Raw genomic sequence first — 18655 nt, 5'->3', positions numbered from 1 at the left:
AAACACTATTCCAAAAGCCAGGATTCGTGATTGTAGTAGGATAACAGCACAGGAAAAAGAAGGGTGTTGATTTCGGTGTAACGGCTTTGGTTCATGCCTTTACCAAATACAAGCGCGCGCCTGAACACCTCAGGGGTTATAAACCGGGTGGGTACGGTAAATTCAAGCGCTGCAATCCGCTGTTGCAAAACACCTTTGCCCCAATCGTAACCGGTGCATAAAAACCAGCCCCAGTCCCCGAATGAAGGCACGTTTTCATGGTATGGCAGGATGGAAAAACCGGCGGCGGCCAATGTCCGGCCAATGCAAAGATAACTTTCCCGGGCAAGGTATGGCGACGTGGACTGGACCGCGGCAATGCCGTTTTTTGCCAGCCTGTGTCGGAGTTTGAGATAAAATTCCCTTGCGTAGAGTTTGGTCAGTTCCGGTGTGGACGGATCCGGCAGGTCCACGATAATGACATCCCAAAATCCCTTTGCCTGTTCCAGAAACTTGTCTGCATCCAGGTTCATAACCCGGACCTCGGCCACATGCCGTGGGTCGGCCATATGCGATGAATCGGCCGATTTTCTTTTTCTGTCCGGCGAGGCTTGATAGATTTGACGAAACATCCCCGGAAAAATTCCAGAGCCTGTCAGGATGTTTACCCGGGCGTTATCAAAGGCATGCTTATTGAGCCGGGACAACAGCGGATGGGTGGCGGCAAGCGTTGTCATGGCCGGGTCCAGGTCCACCAGGGTGACCCGGTCAACATCCGGGTATTTTAACACTTCCCTTAATGCGCAGCCGTCACCGCCGCCCAGGATCAATACCCGGCTGCGGCTCGGCGCAAGGGCCATGGCCGGATGCACCAGGGACTCATGGTACCGGGCCTCGTCCGTACTGCATAATTGCAGATTCCCGTTTAGAAAAAGCCGGACTTCGTCCAGGGGTTTAAAATGGGTAATAACGATATGCTGGTACCGGCTGGTTTTAGAATATACGATGGGATCGTCATACAGGGATTGTTCGTTGGTGATCTGCCAGTTGCGATTGTTCATAAACCCGACAATCACGGCGGCACAGGTGGTTGTCATGATCACAAGCAATGGGATATTGCGCCGGATGATTTGTTTGCGGGTAAAATAGATAAAGGTAATCAGGGCAAGAAAAAAATTCATGCCGGCGGTTAAAAAAGCCGCTTCCGTAATCGGGAAAAAGCGCAGCAGGATGAATACATAGACCAGCGCCCCGGCCAAAGAGCCGATATAATCGGCGGACAGGATATTGCCCAGGTTGGTGGACAACTCCTTTGAAAAATCGTTGTTGATCCGTATGATCACCGGAATTTCAAGGCCGATGAGAATGCCGATCACGGATACGAAGAAATAGAGTACCAGGCTGTAGTGGCTGGTATATCCGTAGGACAGATAGGTCAGTGTGGGTGAATACCCCCCTGCAAGGGCAAGGGCAATTTCAATGCCGATAAAGGCATGTACCAGGCGTTCCTTGGAAATTCCGGCCTGGATCAGGCTGCCGAATCCCATCCAGAACATCATCAGGCCGATCACCATGGCCCACTGTTCAAAGGCATTGCCCAGGATCATGGCGGCCAGGCTTGCCTGGATATATTCAAGGATGATGCCGCAGGCCCCGGATGCAAACATGCACAGGCACAGCAGGGCCGAGGCCGTGTTGAGCCGGGAGCGCCCGGATGCCCGCGCGCTTCCCGATAAATCAGACGGCATGGGCAATGATCAGCGCCACGGCAATGATGGTCGCCTGGACCACCACCAGGGCGGCAACATTTTTATCCGCTTTGATCTCCGTTGCAATATTTGTGGTAGGCAAAAGAAACCGGTCCACAAGAACACTGAATCCAAGCAGCAGAATCATACCCAATAACGTATAAACAAAAAATCCGACAATATCATTTATCCACCCGGTAAAAGGACCCGAAAGACTGCTTTTAAGAATAATGCCCAGGGCCACCAGAATACCGGCCAGACCAATGCCTGCCGCCGGATTGTTCTGCTTGATTTCATCCCGGACGTGAAAAGAGGAGATCATTTCATAAACCAGGCCAAAAACCAGGAGTACCATCTGCCCCAGAACAAAAAAGACCAGGGCGGATCCCAGGGACTGGTAAAAACCGCCCCCGCCGCCGGACATGCTGCCGTTGAGAATAAAGCCGGTGGCAATATACATACCGGCCTCCACGATACCAAGGGCGGTATTGCCTGTCGTGGTGCGCCCGTCTCCAAGGGTAAATACTTTTATGCACTCCCGGTCGTTGTTGATATGGCCCATCATGACAAAATCGTTGATGAACCGGGAAATGAAAAGACAGCCTGTAACAAGGACACCATCAATCAAAAGATAGCGCATATCGGTCCGGAACCCTGCAGATTCCCCTGACAGCGCGCCGGTCATGCCGATGGCAATGCCAAGATAAAGCCCTGCCCGTCTTAACCCCACGGCCAGATTGCCGTCATCAATATGGCGATCGTCATCAAAGTCCCGGGTCCGCCAGTCATCCAGCTTTTTGGCTATAAAAATAAATAAAATGCTCACCAGGGCATAGCACACCCCCTGCCCCATACTGATTAAGGTTTCTGTATAGTCCATAACTTGTTCTCCTTATTTCCCTCTTGATTTGGGACCGCCCCCCCGAAGCCCTGAAGCACGCCCCCTTACCGAGGCTGACGCGGTTTTAAATCCGCCGGTTTTTGAAAAGGTGCTGTTCTGGTACCGCGGCGACTGTTTCATGCGGGTCCCCCGGGAGCCAAAAGTGCGTCCTGTCTGGGTCTGACCATAATAGGGTTTTTTATATCTGTAATCCCTGTTCCACCGGTTCCATGATCCATAGGAATAATAATGGGGTGGAAAAAAGAACAGGTGAGAAAAAAAGGCATACTTGCCATACCAGGACCAGAAACGGTTACCGCTTTCATCCTGTTTCCATTCCCCGTATTCAGGATTGCCGACATAGGCCATGCCGGGCGGGGCGGCCTGGAAATCGGGTTCAAACTCACCATAGGGTTTGGACAAAATCGCCATGCCCAAATTTTCCAGGTTTTGTTCATAAAAAGAGGCATTCACCACTTCCCAGCCGGTTTCCGAGGTTTCCCCGTTCTCTTCCTTCAGGTATTTATGAAAATACTTGAATTGGGTACTTCCAAGAGACTCGACCTTCATGTCTTCAAGGATCTTGGTATAACTTCGGTATAACTGGTCGATATCCTTTTCAAACATTGATCCCTCCTTGGCAAGGGTCTTTTTTGCCTGCTCAATGGCATCTGCTGCCGTGACAAAGGCGGCATAGTCGGCATTCCCTGCGGTATGGGCAGTATACTGGGCTTTTACAATATCCGCATTGGTCTTTGTCTCATCCGCCATTTTGGAAAACGGGGCAAACCGGGCCGTGATTTTGTCTTCTGAGCCGGGAAATTTTTCCTTTGCCTTGGCCACAGGCCCCTGTTCCAGACCTTGCACCGTTGACAGGATGGTATCTGCCGCGGCCAGGGCCGAATTCTGCATGGCCTGGACCCCGGTCATGGCGGCCTTGATCCTGCGGACACGTTTAAAGGGCGCGGTTGCCTGATTTTTAGCTTCCCGGATTACCGCATTGACCTGCTTGATCTGGACCAGTGCCTGGGCTTCGCCTTCGGGGTTGTCCTGTTTGAGGGTGACGTCTAACCCCTTATCATACACCTGGCGGGCCCGGGCCAGGGTGGCGCCGGCATTGGCAAATGCCGTGTCCCATTTTTCCTTGGACGCATACTCAGCCATGGCAGAAAACTCAGGGGACGCCGACAGATGGTCATATTTTTTTTTCTGGGATTCGATGAAATCCCGGGTGACTTTCAGGTTCTGCTTTACTGCTTTGGCCTGGGTTTTGGTTGCATCGGAAAGTCCCTGGCCGCAACCGGTCAGAAAAATCAACGCCAACAAAACAAGAACCACGCGTGTGAATATTGGTTCTGTTTTAACACACAGGATAAGGCCATTCATGGTTCGCCTTCCCCTCTGGAAATCAAAGTTACTTCCGCCGGGGTCACAGGTTTGGAAATATAAATCCGATATTCCTCTTTATCCCCGTCCTGCCACTCCTCAATGGTGAGAAACATAGACGCGCGATCATTGACAAATTCATACATGTAAACCTGCTCTTCCTTACCGTCACGCCGGTACACAGCAGCCCAGTCATCGTCATATTCAAAGGTTTCCCCGGCATAGACAATACGGTCCTCATCCGCCACGATCTGATCCAGATCATCTTCATCAATGGGCTCGCCTTGATCATCGGTCAGCCGTTTGAATTTGGTCTGGTCCAGGGTGATACTTACCTCTAATTCATCATCAATTTCCCATTCAAAATGGCCCACCGCGCCGGTCTCCAGGCACAGGCAGGTCAATTCGGTAACAAAGTAGTCCATCAGCTTTGAATAATCCTCGCTGGCCTCCTGGTATGTGTTGATCTCCTGGATGAAATAGGTGCTGCCAAAACAGCTAAAAAAGTCACCCACCCCGGCATCCATGATCGTCAGACGGGTCTGTTCCTCCCGGGACAACACCTTGTCCGGAGCCAGGGTGCGGATCAGGGAAAAGCGCTGATCAAAGGATTTTTGTTCGGAAACGGATATCATAATTTAATTCTCCTGACGCCTTGACGTTAATGCATCTGTTCTGGCTCTGAAGCGGTCGTTCATAACGCCCAGGGCATTGGCGCTTTGGGACGCAATGCTGATGGTCTCCTTTGAAATGGCCGTATAGGCCTCAAATGCCTGCTCATAGGTGTTACATGCCTCTTCCAGGGCTTCAATATTCACGGTCATGCTCTGGCTCATCTTTGCGCCCTTGACCGCAGCATCGCCAATAACCTTGGCCGTATCCGTCATGGTCTCGGCCGCTGCCTGCTGGACCATATCCAGGTGTTTCAAGGCATCCATCTGCTGTTCCGCCGCCACCCGCACGGCCAGGGCGTTTTTCACGGCCGTGGCCAGGATCATGTCCGTGCGTTGAACCAGGCGCTGGACCAGATGTGAATTTCTTACCATCATCTCTCCGCCGAACCGGGTCTGAAGATTGGAGTTGTCAATGGTCTGCAGGTCCACAACAGCCATGGCCAAATCCGATGTCAGGGTGGTCAGGGCTTCTTTGACCCGGGGATCGTCCACTGTATCAAGGTGGGTCGTGAGTTTTTGCCAGATCAACTGCCCCAGGTAAATGTGTTCCTGAAGGGCCGGCTGGATCTCTTTTAAAGCGTCACAGATCTGGGACAGTTCCGCCGCGTCAAAAGCCACCTGGTCCGCCTCGTTGCGCAGGTGGTCCCGGATGCCGTCAATGGTGGAGTTCACGGTTTCCTTACGTTCGGCAATGATGCGCAGGATCTCATCTCCTTTAGGCAGGCGGTTTACGGTGCGGGTGAAAAGCCCCATCACCTTTTTAGGCAGAGGTATTTCCGTTCTTGCCACCACAGTGGGGTTGACCTTGTCCAGCTCGGTTTTAATGGCCAGGATATTTTTTGCCACAGGCGAACTATCCTCAACAGCCACATTTTTCAGTACCGAGCCCATCTTCCGATCGTAAAGGGAGACCTGAGTCTGGGTTTTTTCCATGATTTCCCGGCCCAGGGAAAATACAAAGTTGCCGAGCTGCCAGTCCGACGGGTCTGTTTTAACCTTTGCCACAAAGGCCTCGGCCTTATCTTCAAGGGCCTTGATATCTTCAACAGCAAGGTGCCCGGGCTGAACCGGCACCAGCTGAGTGGGGGCCTGGACAGGAGTAAGCGCACCCTGCCCTGATGCTTGTGTAACTTCTGCTAATACAGGTGCTTTGGCCTGGCCGGCCACATTGGCAAGTTCCTGAGCCAAATTGGACATAGGTTTTCTCCTTTATGAAAATTTACCCTCAAGAAAATGGGCCATGGTTTTAAATTCTGCAATTTCGTTATTGTCCACAATCTGTCGGGATCTTTTGCATACGTCATGAAGACTTTCAATGGTTTTCTCAAACGCCGGCCTTTGGGTCTGCCGGCTGTTAGAGGAGAGGTCGAGATACTCTTTAACGGTTTTAAACAGGTGGGTCGCCCCGATTTTTTTAAGTTCATAGGTCAAGGTCTCCCCCGGATAACGGGTAATCATATCCGGAATAAGTGCTTTAAGATCGTCAATAATGGATTCTATTTTTAAAATCAGATCCATGGAAAAATCACGATCGGTCCGGATCAAAAGATTCAGCTTGATCAGGGTATCAAGAATTTCCTTGAAATCAGCACCCGGATCTTTTTTTTCAGGGGGCGGGGAGGACTGTTCTTTATAAAAAGACGATGAAACTTTTGGCGCTTTCATCCGCCTGATGATCAGGTTGAATAAAACTAGCGCTATGATAAATACGGCAGCTGTAATTATAACGGTCATGAGTTGAAACCTTTCACTCGATGATTAATGTTTTGTTAATTTGCCCAACTTCGGCGTTGGAAAAAATTTTTAATCCTCAAAATATGTTGTTTCTTGCTGTTGCTTCATGCAGATTAAACCGGGACGGTGTTATTGTTATATTAACATTCGCATTATCGGTGTAGTAGGCGTATTTTATTCTATTGTCAACTATTTTACAGCAATTCTAAATTTGGCCAAGATGGCCTCTTGGAATCGGCATCGGCATCGAATCCCTCTTTTTTCGATCCCGATTCCGATGCCGATAGCAATTCCGATTTATATATGAAGCCAATAAAATTTCCTGCTTGCTTTTTTCTTGCCCTTGCCCTTGCCCTTGCCCTTAATCATTATTTGATCCAAACTGCAGGGGCGGATTCCATATCCGTTCTCGAACAGGACAGAACTGGAATCCGCCTAGCCAATACGTGACCGAAACAATGATCAAGGGGTGTTTTTGTGTATGTTCAAAAAGATTAGGATAAAAAGCACGAGCGGGCAATTTTGAAGTTGAAGATACCGAAGGCCACCGGATTCCGGCAGCCTATTTTATATCGGTAAAGATTTTAAGGTTGGTTCGGCCCATGGCCCTAAATGGTTGGAAAGGGACGCTTGCGGTCCCGGCCTTTAATTTGGCAGGGTCCGCGTTTAGATGAATTCCATAAAGGGAACCGCCTCCCATTTGATATGCCGGTACTCATCTCTTTCCAGGCTGTGCCGCCGGCCTCACGGATTTCTGAAAGACCGGCCTTCAGACTCTGGATCCGGGAATTTACTTCCTCTTTATCGCGGTCAAATTTTGTCCTGAGATCCCCTTCTATATGTCGGCTTTTTTCCGTCATATCGTCCAGCATGGATTTCAAGGATTCGATACGGGCTTCGAGTTTATCAACATACATCTTTTTTCCCTCTTCCGGCCGGCAGTTTTCCACCTGGCTGGATTCAACGGATAGTTTATCCATCATACTCTGGCGGTAGTTTTTTCCTTCACTTACACGGTCTTTGGATTTATCTGTCATGAAAACTTCCTTTCAAATGGGGTTAAATATTGGTGTCATTGTGGAAGGTTGTAATAAAAATAAGAACCATGGACCTAATATACCATTTCAGAAAAATGGTTATATGGGTAAATCCACCCAATTTAATCATTTCAAACAACTCAAACAGATTTTACTCAAAATCTTTAAGGTAGGATCATGTTTTCGAAAATGTTAATGTAATCTTTAATTTGATTTTAGATATAATATTCAAAATTTAAGGCTTCAATTTAATTGGGGAGAGTGTTATGAATTTTCTGTTCAAAAAATACGCACTGTTGTTTTTTCTTCTAATGTTCAACTTAATCATACTTTCTACAGGTTTCACAGGCGCGACTGAATTAAAAAAGCCGGTAATCGTGGCATCGACCACCCAGATTGCCGATTTCGCACGCCAGGTGGCTGGAGACCAGGCCTTAGTCAAAAGCATTTTGGCGCCCGGGGCTGACCCCCATACCTATAACGTCACCCCGAATGATGTCCAGATCGTGCTTGGTGCAGATTTGTGCATTGAAAACGGCCTTCACCTGGAAGGAAAGAACTGGATGAGCACCCTGGCCAAAGATGCCCAGAAACCATTGATCACGGCCACCAACGGTATCCAGGCACTTTCCATAAGTCAAGGCGGCCAGTCCATCCCCGATCCCCATGCCTGGTTTTCGCCAAAAAATGTGGCTGTGTACGTCAATAACATCACCAGGGGCATCATTGCTCTGGACCCTGGGAACAAAGCACTTTATCGGGCAAGGGCCAAACTTTTTTTGCAGCAGCTTCGGGTGCTGGACGCCTGGATCAGAGAACAGATCAATGTCATTTCTCCCCAGCAGCGAATTCTGGTCACCACCCATGATGCCTTTAACTATTTTTGCCGGGAATACCGCCTCAACGAACAAAATGATTTTTTATCCATCGCCCCTGTGGGATGGTCCACCGGTGCCGAAGTCGGGGCCGGCATCACCCCGGAACGCAGGCGCAAAGTGATCGAGTCCATCAAGGCATCAGGCGCCCCGGCCATTTTTGTGGAAACCACCATCAACCCTAAACAAATCAGGGAAATCGCCAAGGAAACCGGGGTTAAAATAGGCGGTACACTTTACTCGGATTCCATGGGGCCCAAAGGATCTGCCGCTGAAACCTATATCGGCATGATGCGGGAAAACACCCTGCTTATTGTTAATTCACTTAAATAGGCCTGTGTTATATGCGTTTTTTACTTACCGGTTTAATTTGGATTGTTTTTGTAGGGGGATTGTGGGGGTATACAACCCAGCGGGATGCCGCCCTGCCCCAAGGCCCTGCCCAGCCGGCAGCACCAAAGGTGCTCAGCGGCAGTTATGTGCTGGAGATCACCCCAAGCTTTTCCATTGAAAAAGACCCCTTTGCCCTAGCCCTGGACGATGATGCATCACAACCCCCAGGCCTTGAAATCCGCCTCAATGGCCGGCTCCTGGAGGTGAATGCTGAGCAAATCAAAAGGGGGCAGGTGATCCGAATTACGAAAAATCTAAACCTGTCCCAGGGCTTTAATGAATTTTATGTCAAGGCAAGCCCGCCCATGGCTGAAACCGATCTGGACCATGGCCTGCGGGTCCGGCTTTTAGATCGGGGCGGCCCTGTGGTTGACCAGACCGTATGGGGCAGTTCAGGGTCTGTGGTGGCCGGCACCGTAAGTTTTTCCCTGGCTGCCCACAAGGAGGAGGTTCATGATTAAGGAAACGTCCTTTGCCATAGAAGTGGCCCATCTTACTGTCAGCTACAATGCAAAGCCTGCGCTTTTGGATGTGAACGTAAAAATTGAGGCAGATCAGCTGGTGGGTGTCATCGGCCCCAACGGCGCAGGGAAATCCACCTTTATCAAGGCGATTTTAGGCTTTGTAAAGCCCGATCTCGGCACCGTAAAAATCCAGGGCACCCACGTTAAAAACGCCAAAGGCCGGGTCGCCTATGTTCCCCAGCGGGGGGCTGTGGACTGGGATTTTCCCATCACGGTTCGGGAGGTGGCCCTTATGGGGCGGTTCCAGAAAATCCCCTGGTACACGTCTCCACGAAAAAAAGACAGGGATGCTGCCATGGAAGCCCTTGACATGGTGCGCATGACCGACTTTGCCCACCGCCAGATCGGAGAGCTTTCCGGCGGCCAGCAGCAGCGGGTCTTCATGGCCCGGGCCCTGGCCCAGGGCAGTGATATCCTGCTGCTGGACGAACCCTTTGCCGGGGTGGATGCATCAACAGAAAGGGCAATCCTGGAAGTGCTGGAAAGGGCCAAAAGGTCAGGCAAAACCCTGGTGGTGGTCCATCATGATCTGTCCACAGCAGCAGAATATTTTGACAAACTGCTGCTCATCAAGCAGCGCCTCTACGCATATGGAGAACCCTATATGGTACTTAATGAGGACTTGCTCAGTCAGGTCTACGAGGGGAAGCTTAAAATTTTCAAAGATGTGGTGAAAAAGGAGGAAAATTGATGCTTGACCTTTTTTATGCCCCGCTGACGGAAACTTACTTTCAAAAGGCGCTGATCGGCGGCTCTATTATTGCCATGGTAGCAGGGGTTGTGGGATCTCTTGTGGTGCTTCGGCGCATGGCTTTTCTAGGCGATGCCCTCTCCCATGCCATGATCGCAGGCGTCGCCGGCGGATATCTGTTTATGAAGCTTGCCTTTGGCCTGGAAGCCCATGCGCCGGGCATGCTTTTGGGGTCGCTCATTGCGGCTGTGACCACCGTGGCTCTGATTTCATTTGTCTCCAGAATTTCAAGGGTAAAGGAGGACACAGCCATCGGAATCATGTACACGGGTATTTTTGCTTTGGGCGTGGTGGCGGTTTCTATTTTCAGGCATTATATCCACATTGATCTGATGCATTTCATCATGGGGGACATCCTGGGGGTGGCTGACATTGATCTTTGGGTATCCGCCTTTGTGGGCGCAGGCGTACTTAGCGTTCTCATCCTTTTCTTCAGGCATTTCCAATTGGCCACCTTTGATCCGGTCATGGCCGCATCAATCGGGCTACCTGTGGTGCTTTTGGATTATCTGCTCACCACCTGTGTTTCCCTGGTGGTGGTCTCGGCCGTAAGTATGGTCGGGGTGATCCTGGTGGTCGGGCTTTTAATCACACCGGCCGCGACCGCCTACCTGCTCTGTGATCGCCTGGACAAAATGATGGCGCTTTCCGCCCTGTTCGGGGTAACATCCGTGGTGGGCGGGCTTTACCTTTGCGTCTGGCTGGATTCCGCCGGTGGTGGTGCGATTATGCTATTTTGCACCCTCCAGTTTTTGGTGGTACTGTTCGTTGCGCCTAAATACGGCTTGTTTTTCAGGTGGATGCGGCTGCGCAACCTCGTTCCCCAGCAGGCGGTGGAGGATGTCCTGACCACGGTGCTGCGCAACAAAAAACCGGCGTCTGTCGACATCATTCGAAAATATGCAGTTCAAGGAAAAAATCTGGTCAAGGTTTTAAAACGAATGACCCAGGATGGCCTGCTCACCCAGCAGAATCAGGACTATGCCCTGACAGACAAGGGTTACAAAGAGGCTCATACCGTCCTGCGGGCGCACCGGTTGTGGGAGTCCTACCTTGAGAGCATCGGCACCCCGGAAACAGAGGTTCATTCCATCGCCCACAGGCTTGAACATCTGGACCAGGCCCAGACTTCGGCCTACCTGGATAAAAAATTAGGCAGTCCCAAAACGGGTCCCCATGGAAAAGAAATTCCAGCAAAAATACCCTAGTGATTGTGAAAAATTGGGAAGAAATTCGAAGGGGCATGATATAAATTTAGAGTATAGGAATTTCCATTTCCCAGCACCCAGCACCCAGTACCCAGCACCTAATAGCCCGCCCAAAGGGCGCTAATTTAAAAAACGAAAAGGAGTAATAATGGATAGATTATGGAATTATGAAGATTACGTAAAGTTTCTTTCCCATGACAATCGCCTTGTCAGGAAATGGGCTTTTGAGGCCATAGAAAAACAATATCCGAATAGATATACTGACGAAGTCAGCAGATTAATCTCGGATGAGGATTCGCACCTGGCATGTATGGCACCAAAGTATCTTGCTAAACATCAAGCCGTCCAACATGCTCCGGCTATTTTGAATAGCTTTTTGAATGATTCGGGGAATATTCCATCCAATTGTGTTCTGGCATTATCAAAGATGAAATATGAGCCTGCTTTGGAAAAGATCATTGAATCATTGTCAAATAATCCAAACACTAATTCATTGTTGGGGATTTTTAATTACTTAGGAAGTATCCATAAAGAGACCGCAAGAGAGACATTAATTTCCGCTGTAAAGCAGATTCAAGATCCCATGCTTCAAGGTGATGCTGCTTTGAATTTGTTGAGGCATGATCATCAGGAGGATATTACCTGGATCATAGATAGCATTCTGAACCCTGTAAAAAAAGGAAAAGGTATAGAACACGCTTTGTTAAAAGCGCTCGTAAATTATTTGTGTGCCCGTGATTATTTTAATGATTTAACCCAGAACCTGGGAAGTAAAAGCATTATTAAAGATTCAGTGGCGGTTTTTGATCTCTTTTTTAACAGAAATGATCATCTATCCATTGCGCAAGAGATAAAAGATAAGACGAATTCTTTAATCACGAAAAAACAATACCATGAACTGATTAAAACCCTGCTGTTTGAAACCGAAAATATCAAACAAAAACGATATCCGGACAAAACCGTACCTGGTGACATCCAAAAATTTTTTAATATAGATTCTGCAGGCGTATTTTTATTTAAAGAATTATCAAAACAACCGGCTTTATGGCATAAACTCAGGACATCTAAGAATTTTGAAGATATAGAGGCCTTAATTGGTTTGGCACTGTCAGTGTACTACACTATTATAGAACGAAATGCTTATGTAAAAGCGTTAATGGAAGACAAAGACAGCTCCGGCTTAATCTTGGCCATACAAAATACCGGCTCAAAATTGCCGGACGAATTGTCTCAAAAAATAGTTGATATTGCTCCTGTCGATGAATTAAAAGCGGCCTTAACAGACGATTTGAATACCTGGGGCGACATTGAGATTGTAAAAATCATGGGTCGGATCGGTAAAAAAGATTTTGTACCTGATTTGATCCGTGTTTTAAAGGATGCTGACAGTCTGGATTATATTTATGGAATGGCCATAACAGCCTTAAATGCTTTGGACGAGTCAGCGGATGAATTAATTTTAAATGCCGCACAGAATAATGAAATTAAAGAGTGGGAACTTTTTTCGATTCTTGAACATCTTCCATATTCTGAATCGTTTAACCTGATCATGGAAACATGGAACGACGAGAATAGTGAAGTAGACTCTTACGAGATGTTTGCCTATTGTTTGCAGGGGATTGGTGACCACAGGGGAATCGCCGTTCTGCAAGATATTTATAACAATGAAAATAATGCCGATGATGTTGGTAGTCCGTTAGAATGCCTGAGTTTGCTTCATAATACGGATATTCCAGAACTCCCAGCAATTAGAGCAGAACGAAGAGAAGCAGAGAAACAAAAAGCATTAAGGGCAAAAAAAATGAGTGATATTTTCAGTAATATGGGAGATAGTAAGAATAAAGGAAAAGGAATTTTATTTCAAAAAAAATCCAAAAAAATAGGAAGAAATGACCCGTGCCCTTGTGGCAGTGGTAAAAAATACAAAAAATGTTGCTTAAATAAAGCTTAGCTCTGACATCGGGGTAGAGAGTAAGAGAGTACTGATGGTTCATTAAGGGCCATGGAAACAATAAAATTTACACAAGGTTTGTCTTTTTGCCGGTCTTCAAAATTCCTTTTTTGAATTTACAAGTTTTCTGATACGATTGAGTGCAACCAAGCAGATAATTGAATAAGGCCCATGATCGGAATAAAAACCTTTGCCGGTTAAATCTTATTCTTTTCTATGTATTCCCTGACAATATTAAAGGAATCCATTGTTTTTCTCTTTCGAATAATCGGGTAAAGATATTGGCAATCGCCCATGTTAAGCATTCTGCAAATGCCAATACAATCACTTTCATTTTTTAAATGGAAAAAGCTATCTGCGTCCTGTTGATTTTCCTCTTTTTGAATTATTTTTGAATAAACAATTGAACGTGCCGCCAGAAGAGACGCCCATTTGTCTTTGTTCAGTCCGGGGTGGAACACATATGCCAGGGTCAACAAATCACCAGGACTGTAAAGGCCTTGGTATGAATTATTTTTCGGCATTAGAATACGATTCAAAAACAGTGGTCGAACAATAAAGGTGTTTTTGAGTTCTTTCCAAATTCTCCGATAGATCGAATAATGTATCATTCCGGCCTCAATAAAAATATTGCCGCCATTTTTTATATCTCGGACGATCTCCTGGGCTCTAAGTGAATCACGCAATCTCAAACGTGCGGCATCTGCCCGTGCAAAGTTTTTAACAGCAGCAGTTGTTTTTTCAAACGTACCGGCAACAGATGTTTTATAAAAATGCAATAACGCGCCGGTAGCGTCTCGTTCAGCCAAATAAACATAGTACAACATGGACCCTTTATCCAAGTCCTCGGGACGCTTACCTTCTGCAAATGAGTCATGAATCAACAATAATGCCTCGACAAATGGATCTGCCTGAAACAGTTGTTTCCCATTTTTAAACAGAATTCTTTCCAGGTGGCACATGGCCCGGCTGAACTCTGGATATTCCAGATCCATTGGCAGCAGATAGTCATCTACCCCAAGGGTCCCGTTCAACATTTCTGTAAAATGGCTGTCAGGCGGCTCCTCTAAGTAAATAATATCATGCTGCCCCATTATCTTTTCGGTGATCGGAATCATTTCCGGCCGATGAATCGAAAAGCCAATATTGATCACATTCATTTTTAAACAGGCGGGCTAATGATCACCAACCAGAGGTCGTTCACGATTAAATTCAAAGAATACAAGGAATTTATCCTCATCAGGATTTGAATCTTTTTGCCTGCGTTTCAGAGAAGCGATCCGCTCTGAATTTTTCTCTTCTTTGACCTTAGTCAAATAGATTCTCTTCCCCTTGTAGCCCGGCCCGTTTTCTATGAACAGATAGACGGCATGGGGGTTGGACTCAAGGTTTTTGTGCGTTAAGCGATCCCGCATTATAAATGCAATCTTATCTTCCAAAAAATGAGGCCGTGAATAAATAGCCGCATCGACATTACCATTGCTGTCTGCCGTTGATAAAATACCTGTTCCGTCCGTACTCTCAAAATAAGATTTAAGTTCCATTTTTCAGCTTCCTTGTTTTATTTATTTCTCGTTGTAACAACTATCGATTTACTTCAGAATGTTTACGGCTGATCTTTTTTTCAATTTCAACCAGAATAAAAATCAGCGAACTGTTTGTTAAGACAAGTCCCCATTCTTTAAAACCCATCGGTGCGCTCTGAAAGATGGTATTAAAAACCGGCAGATACGTATAGATCAATTGCATGATAATCATGATCCCCACGCCGACCCAGAGCAGCGGGTTGCTGAACAGCCCCAGTCTCCAGACCGGATGCGTCATGGAACGGCAGTTGAAAAGGTAAAACATCTCACCAAACACAAAAACATTGACGGCCAGGGTCCGGGCCAGGGTTTCATTACCACCGGTAAGCACCAGTTCGAGTTTGAACAGGCCAAATGCCCCGATCACAAGCAGCAAACTAACCATGAAAATACGTACGATCAAAGGCGCAGTGAGAATCGGCATGGAAGGATCCCTCGGTGGGCGCAGCATGATACCTTTCTCTTTGGGTTCAAAGGCCAGCATTAACCCCATCAGCAGGGCCGTGGTCATATTGATCCAGAGAATCTGCAAGGGCAGTATAGGCAGCCTTGTGCCAAGCAGAATGGCAATAAGAATGACTAAACCTTCACCGCCGTTGGTGGGCAAGGTCCAGGTAATGAATTTGATTAAATTATCAAATATCCCGCGACCCTCTTCCACAGCGGCCTCAATGCTCGCGAAGTTGTCATCGGTCAGTATCATATCGGCGGACTCTTTGGATACCTCGGTACCTGTGAGACCCATGGCCACCCCGATATCAGCCTGGCGTAAGGCGGGGGCATCGTTAACACCATCGCCGGTCATGGCCACCACATAGTCCTTTCTCTGCAGGGCCTCAACCAGGCGCAGCTTTTGTTCCGGTGATACACGGGCAAACACAGCCGTATCTTCAGCCACGTCCTTCAATTGCGCTTCATCCAGTTCTCCGATATCACGGCCTGTCAGCACCTCCCGGGTATGATATGAACACGTGTCACCGCACAGCCCAATTTGACGGGCAATCGCACCGGCAGTAACAGCATGATCGCCGGTGATCATTTTTACACGGACGCCCGCCGCCTGGCACGCAGCAACCGCTTCTACCGCTTCCTGCCGGGGTGGGTCGATCATCCCCTGAAGGCCGATGAAAAGGATATCCGCTTCTACATCCGCATGGGTGATCCGGGTGGTGTCGGGAGGCATCTCTTTTTGTGCAAAGGCCAGTACCCTCAGGCCTTTTTCACCCATTGATTCAACCCAGTCTGCAATGGCTCCCGGGTCCGGTATATCAGGTTCGCCGTCCGGCCCCATGATGGTTGCGCAATCCACACAGATACTTTCTATGGAGCCTTTGATCAGGAGTAATCTGGGTTTTCCTTCACCCTGATCATGAAGGGTGGCCATATACTGGCGGGCGGACTCAAATGGAATGGTATCCAGCCGCGGCATTTCCTGTTCCAGTGTACGCGAATCATAGCCTGCCTTCATCGCAGATACGATCAATGCGCCCTCGGTAGGGTCGCCTTCCACACGCCAGCCTTTGCCGTCCTTTCTCAGGGTGGCGTCATTGCATAGCAAACCGGCTTTCAAGAGCATCTGCAGCGAATAATTGGCAGTCGTATCCAACGAATCAGCCACAGGTGTAATTTTGCCGTCAGCATGGTAACCGATGCCGGATATTGCATAGTGTTGCCCACCCGCCACGACATCTTGAACCGTCATCTGGTTTTGGGTCAGGGTGCCGGTTTTATCCGAGCAGATGATCATGGTGGAGCCTAACGTCTCTACAGCGGGAAGTTTGCGGATGATGGCGTGGCGTTTGGCCATCCTTGATACGCCAATGGCCAGGGTGATCGTGATAGCTGCAGGCAGCCCCTCGGGAATGGCGCCGACCGCCAGGGCAACCGAAGCCATAAATATCTCCACCAAGTCCTGGCCACGCATTATGCCGATAAAAAAAGTCAGGGCGGCCATGGCCAGAATGGCATAAAGCAGGATACCGGAAAAGTGATGGATTTTCCGGGTCAGGGGTGTTTCCAATATATCTGCCGCGGCAATAAGCTGATTAATTCGACCGATCTCTGTGTTATCACCCGTTGCGACAACAAGACCACGACCGCTGCCGAAGGTTACCAAGGTGGAGGAATAGGCCATGTTTCGCCGGTCACCAATGACGATGTCTTCTTCGAGCATGCTCTCGTCTTTTTGAACCGGCACGCTTTCTCCGGTCAGAGCGCTTTCATCTATCTGTAGCTCCCGGGTTTGAATGAGGCGCAGGTCCGCCGGCACCTTATCGCCGGATTGAAGCAAAATCAAATCGCCGGGGACCAGGTACTCAGACGCAATCCGTTTTTTTTCTCCATTTCTTATGACGATGGCTTCACTGGTCATCGCGTGAGACAGCGCCTCAATCGCCTTCATTGCTTTATCCTCCTGGATAAAGCCGATAACGGCATTGACAACGACCACGGCAAAGATAACCCCGGCATCAATATATTCCGCCAGAAACAAGGTAATCAACGCAGCGATTAAAAGTATTATGACAAGCGGTTGTTTGAATTGTAACAAAAACCGGGTAACCGCGCCTTGCCCCTTAGCGTGTGAAAGCGCATTGAGGCCGAATTGTTCGGCGCGATCGGTTGCCTCCTGTTCACTCAGCCCTTTTGATTCATGAGATTCAAATATGGAAACCGCATCAGTTGATGCCAGACTATGCCATGATTTTTCAGGAAACTTTTGCATTTTCAGCTCCCGCAATTTCTATTCTTTCACGTTTTTTTTACTGGACATTTCGTTCCACTGTCTGTTGTTATCGGCTTCTTTCCACAAGAGCGATAAATGCAGACGCATAGAAATTATCCACGCCGCCCGCCAGAGTAGAGACTAATAGTACAATCTATCATAAAGGCCTCCCAGAAAAAAGCGTTCAATAACAAAAAGGATAATTGGGGTCAGAGCGATATTTTAATTATGAATACAAGCGTACCGGAACCCTTTGGGAGGGGTGTTATAAATCCTCTCTGATACAATCCGACAGGTATTTACTTGAAGTTTACAGGTATATTGAACTCAACCCTGTCCGAGCCGGAATTGTTGCAAAATATTCTATGCAACCTCGTGCGTCATTTGTTCGGACTTTTTTTATAGGGGGCGTCGTCTCAGCCGACGCCCCCTGGTGTGAACGGTCTAGGTTGAACCTAGGGCGTGACCAGGCTGTCATGCGAGATGATACTCTTAGCAGGATGCTGTGGCAGCACCCCGTTTTATTGTCCCCTCACAGGCCAATTACCCTTACCCGGGGTAATTAAAGCAAAACTATTTGGCATCCTTCATATGATCCCAAAAGTACTTTACACTTTTTGAATGGAGGTTCCCGAAAAATGGGGGTCGGCATCTGGAAAGTGTAAAGCGGCAAATGAAGGATGCCAACTATTTTACCTGGAATTACCCTGATTTTTAAGCGAAAGGTTGGAAATACGGTTGGAAAATTTATTTTTGAGAAATTAAAAAGGCCCTCAGCAAATCGCTGAAAACCTTGATACTCTAAGTGGTGATCCCACGGGGAATCGAACCCCGGTTTCCGGCGTGAGAGGCCAGCGTCCTAACCGCTAGACGATGGGACCACATCTCTTTATAAAGATGAATATCTATAATGATTGGGTTTAAAAGTCAATAAAAATTAAAACCAAACCATCTTGGGCCAATGGGTCCCCATCTTTACACGCTGAATTTAATTTGAATCAAACTTCTTACGGGTTCCCTTTTTGGCGCCCAGGGCAAAATAGAAAAGCCAGCCAATGACCGGAACGATGGCCACAAGGTGCCAGACAAACTTTTCTTTTAATGTGGAGAAATCTTTTTTCAGCAGGTCGATTAAAGCCAGCATGGTCAGGATAAAGGATATGCCGACAATGAGAAGGATATATAAAATAAGTTTTTCCGGTGTCAT

16 protein-coding genes and 1 tRNA gene are annotated in these 18655 nt (G+C 47.9%); 5 read left to right on the top strand and 12 right to left on the bottom strand.

Annotated features, from left to right (window positions below; genetic code table 11):
- Window positions 1-5: 5 nt before the first annotated feature.
- The 7 genes from HXW94_RS00250 to HXW94_RS00220 form a co-directional block, all read right to left on the bottom strand.
- Window positions 6-1727 carry a polyamine aminopropyltransferase gene (locus HXW94_RS00250; protein ID WP_178364896.1) on the bottom strand — a complete coding sequence of 574 codons (1722 nt, stop codon included), beginning with the start codon at window positions 1725-1727 and terminating at the stop codon, window positions 6-8.
- Window positions 1717-2607: a DUF350 domain-containing protein gene (locus HXW94_RS00245; RefSeq protein WP_178364895.1), complete on the bottom strand. Its 891-nt coding sequence runs from the start codon at window positions 2605-2607 to the stop codon at window positions 1717-1719. Before HXW94_RS00245 ends, HXW94_RS00250 begins: the two co-directional genes overlap by 11 nt.
- 12 nt (window positions 2608-2619) lie before the next feature.
- Window positions 2620-3993, bottom strand: a complete 1374-nt coding sequence (locus HXW94_RS00240) for a hypothetical protein (protein ID WP_178364894.1) — start codon at window positions 3991-3993, stop codon at window positions 2620-2622.
- Window positions 3990-4628, bottom strand: coding sequence for a DUF4178 domain-containing protein (locus HXW94_RS00235; RefSeq protein ID WP_178364893.1), 639 nt, complete (start codon window positions 4626-4628; stop codon window positions 3990-3992). The genes HXW94_RS00240 and HXW94_RS00235 overlap by 4 nt, the downstream gene beginning before the upstream one ends.
- 3 nt (window positions 4629-4631) lie before the next feature.
- Entirely contained in the window at window positions 4632-5864 is a 1233-nt protein-coding gene (locus tag HXW94_RS00230; protein WP_178364892.1) for a toxic anion resistance protein, read from the bottom strand.
- Between the two features lie 12 nt (window positions 5865-5876).
- Window positions 5877-6401, bottom strand: a complete 525-nt coding sequence (locus tag HXW94_RS00225; RefSeq protein WP_178364891.1) for a hypothetical protein — start codon at window positions 6399-6401, stop codon at window positions 5877-5879.
- A gap of 608 nt (window positions 6402-7009) precedes the next feature.
- Window positions 7010-7438 carry a sll1863 family stress response protein gene (locus HXW94_RS00220; RefSeq protein ID WP_178364890.1) on the bottom strand — a complete coding sequence of 143 codons (429 nt, stop codon included), beginning with the start codon at window positions 7436-7438 and terminating at the stop codon, window positions 7010-7012.
- A gap of 266 nt (window positions 7439-7704) precedes the next feature.
- Here HXW94_RS00220 and HXW94_RS00215 point away from each other — a divergent pair, with 266 nt between their 5' ends.
- The 5 genes from HXW94_RS00215 (at window position 7705) to HXW94_RS19355 (ending at window position 13140) form a co-directional block, all read left to right on the top strand.
- Window positions 7705-8646 carry a metal ABC transporter solute-binding protein, Zn/Mn family gene (locus HXW94_RS00215; RefSeq protein ID WP_246293658.1) on the top strand — a complete coding sequence of 314 codons (942 nt, stop codon included), beginning with the start codon at window positions 7705-7707 and terminating at the stop codon, window positions 8644-8646.
- 11 nt (window positions 8647-8657) lie between these two features.
- Window positions 8658-9167, top strand: a complete 510-nt coding sequence (locus HXW94_RS00210; protein ID WP_178364889.1) for a hypothetical protein — start codon at window positions 8658-8660, stop codon at window positions 9165-9167.
- Window positions 9160-9921: a metal ABC transporter ATP-binding protein gene (locus HXW94_RS00205; RefSeq protein WP_178364888.1), complete on the top strand. Its 762-nt coding sequence runs from the start codon at window positions 9160-9162 to the stop codon at window positions 9919-9921. Before HXW94_RS00210 ends, HXW94_RS00205 begins: the two co-directional genes overlap by 8 nt.
- A complete protein-coding gene (locus tag HXW94_RS00200; RefSeq protein ID WP_178364887.1) occupies window positions 9921-11189 on the top strand; it encodes a metal ABC transporter permease in 1269 nt (422 codons plus the stop codon). The genes HXW94_RS00205 and HXW94_RS00200 overlap by 1 nt, the downstream gene beginning before the upstream one ends.
- 148 nt (window positions 11190-11337) lie before the next feature.
- Window positions 11338-13140, top strand: a complete 1803-nt coding sequence (locus HXW94_RS19355) for a HEAT repeat domain-containing protein (protein WP_246293657.1) — start codon at window positions 11338-11340, stop codon at window positions 13138-13140.
- A gap of 197 nt (window positions 13141-13337) precedes the next feature.
- Here HXW94_RS19355 and HXW94_RS00190 read toward each other — a convergent pair whose 3' ends face one another.
- The 5 genes from HXW94_RS00190 to HXW94_RS00170 all read right to left on the bottom strand — a co-directional run bounded on the left by HXW94_RS00190 (window position 13338) and on the right by HXW94_RS00170 (window position 18655).
- Window positions 13338-14258 (bottom strand): hypothetical protein, encoded by a 921-nt coding sequence (locus tag HXW94_RS00190; protein WP_218576503.1) that lies wholly within the window; start codon window positions 14256-14258, stop codon window positions 13338-13340.
- Window positions 14259-14315: 57 nt separating this feature from the next.
- Complete coding sequence (locus HXW94_RS00185) at window positions 14316-14684, bottom strand: pyridoxamine 5'-phosphate oxidase family protein (protein WP_178364885.1); 369 nt, start codon at window positions 14682-14684, stop codon at window positions 14316-14318.
- Window positions 14685-14724: 40 nt separating this feature from the next.
- Window positions 14725-17448 (bottom strand): cation-transporting P-type ATPase, encoded by a 2724-nt coding sequence (locus HXW94_RS00180; protein ID WP_178364884.1) that lies wholly within the window; start codon window positions 17446-17448, stop codon window positions 14725-14727.
- An 806-nt stretch (window positions 17449-18254) separates the two neighbouring features.
- Window positions 18255-18329: transfer RNA gene (locus HXW94_RS00175), tRNA-Glu, on the bottom strand.
- A 107-nt stretch (window positions 18330-18436) separates the two neighbouring features.
- On the bottom strand, window positions 18437-18655 hold the full coding sequence (locus HXW94_RS00170; RefSeq protein WP_178364883.1) for a PLDc N-terminal domain-containing protein: 219 nt from the start codon (window positions 18653-18655) through the stop codon (window positions 18437-18439).

This window comes from Desulfobacter latus, from assembly GCF_013389365.1.
GTDB classification, from domain to species: Bacteria; Desulfobacterota; Desulfobacteria; order Desulfobacterales; family Desulfobacteraceae; genus Desulfobacter; species Desulfobacter latus.
This window is presented reverse-complemented; position numbering and strand designations above follow the sequence as displayed.

What these genes read in the sequence shown, in the direction of transcription:
- HXW94_RS00210 (WP_178364889.1), top strand. Translation starts at nt 8,658, where the DNA reads ATGCGTTTTTTACTTACCGGTTTAATTTGGATTGTTTTTGTAGGGGGA.
- HXW94_RS00250 (WP_178364896.1), bottom strand. Translation starts at nt 1,727, where the DNA reads ATGCCGTCTGATTTATCGGGAAGCGCGCGGGCATCCGGGCGCTCCCGG.
- HXW94_RS00225 (WP_178364891.1), bottom strand. Translation starts at nt 6,401, where the DNA reads ATGACCGTTATAATTACAGCTGCCGTATTTATCATAGCGCTAGTTTTA.
- HXW94_RS00240 (WP_178364894.1), bottom strand. Translation starts at nt 3,993, where the DNA reads ATGAATGGCCTTATCCTGTGTGTTAAAACAGAACCAATATTCACACGC.
- HXW94_RS00245 (WP_178364895.1), bottom strand. Translation starts at nt 2,607, where the DNA reads ATGGACTATACAGAAACCTTAATCAGTATGGGGCAGGGGGTGTGCTAT.
- HXW94_RS00170 (WP_178364883.1), bottom strand. Translation starts at nt 18,655, where the DNA reads ATGACACCGGAAAAACTTATTTTATATATCCTTCTCATTGTCGGCATA.
- HXW94_RS00200 (WP_178364887.1), top strand. Translation starts at nt 9,921, where the DNA reads ATGCTTGACCTTTTTTATGCCCCGCTGACGGAAACTTACTTTCAAAAG.
- HXW94_RS19355 (WP_246293657.1), top strand. Translation starts at nt 11,338, where the DNA reads ATGGATAGATTATGGAATTATGAAGATTACGTAAAGTTTCTTTCCCAT.
- HXW94_RS00220 (WP_178364890.1), bottom strand. Translation starts at nt 7,438, where the DNA reads ATGACAGATAAATCCAAAGACCGTGTAAGTGAAGGAAAAAACTACCGC.
- HXW94_RS00180 (WP_178364884.1), bottom strand. Translation starts at nt 17,448, where the DNA reads ATGCAAAAGTTTCCTGAAAAATCATGGCATAGTCTGGCATCAACTGAT.
- HXW94_RS00185 (WP_178364885.1), bottom strand. Translation starts at nt 14,684, where the DNA reads ATGGAACTTAAATCTTATTTTGAGAGTACGGACGGAACAGGTATTTTA.
- HXW94_RS00205 (WP_178364888.1), top strand. Translation starts at nt 9,160, where the DNA reads ATGATTAAGGAAACGTCCTTTGCCATAGAAGTGGCCCATCTTACTGTC.
- HXW94_RS00230 (WP_178364892.1), bottom strand. Translation starts at nt 5,864, where the DNA reads ATGTCCAATTTGGCTCAGGAACTTGCCAATGTGGCCGGCCAGGCCAAA.
- HXW94_RS00235 (WP_178364893.1), bottom strand. Translation starts at nt 4,628, where the DNA reads ATGATATCCGTTTCCGAACAAAAATCCTTTGATCAGCGCTTTTCCCTG.
- HXW94_RS00215 (WP_246293658.1), top strand. Translation starts at nt 7,705, where the DNA reads ATGAATTTTCTGTTCAAAAAATACGCACTGTTGTTTTTTCTTCTAATG.
- HXW94_RS00190 (WP_218576503.1), bottom strand. Translation starts at nt 14,258, where the DNA reads ATGATTCCGATCACCGAAAAGATAATGGGGCAGCATGATATTATTTAC.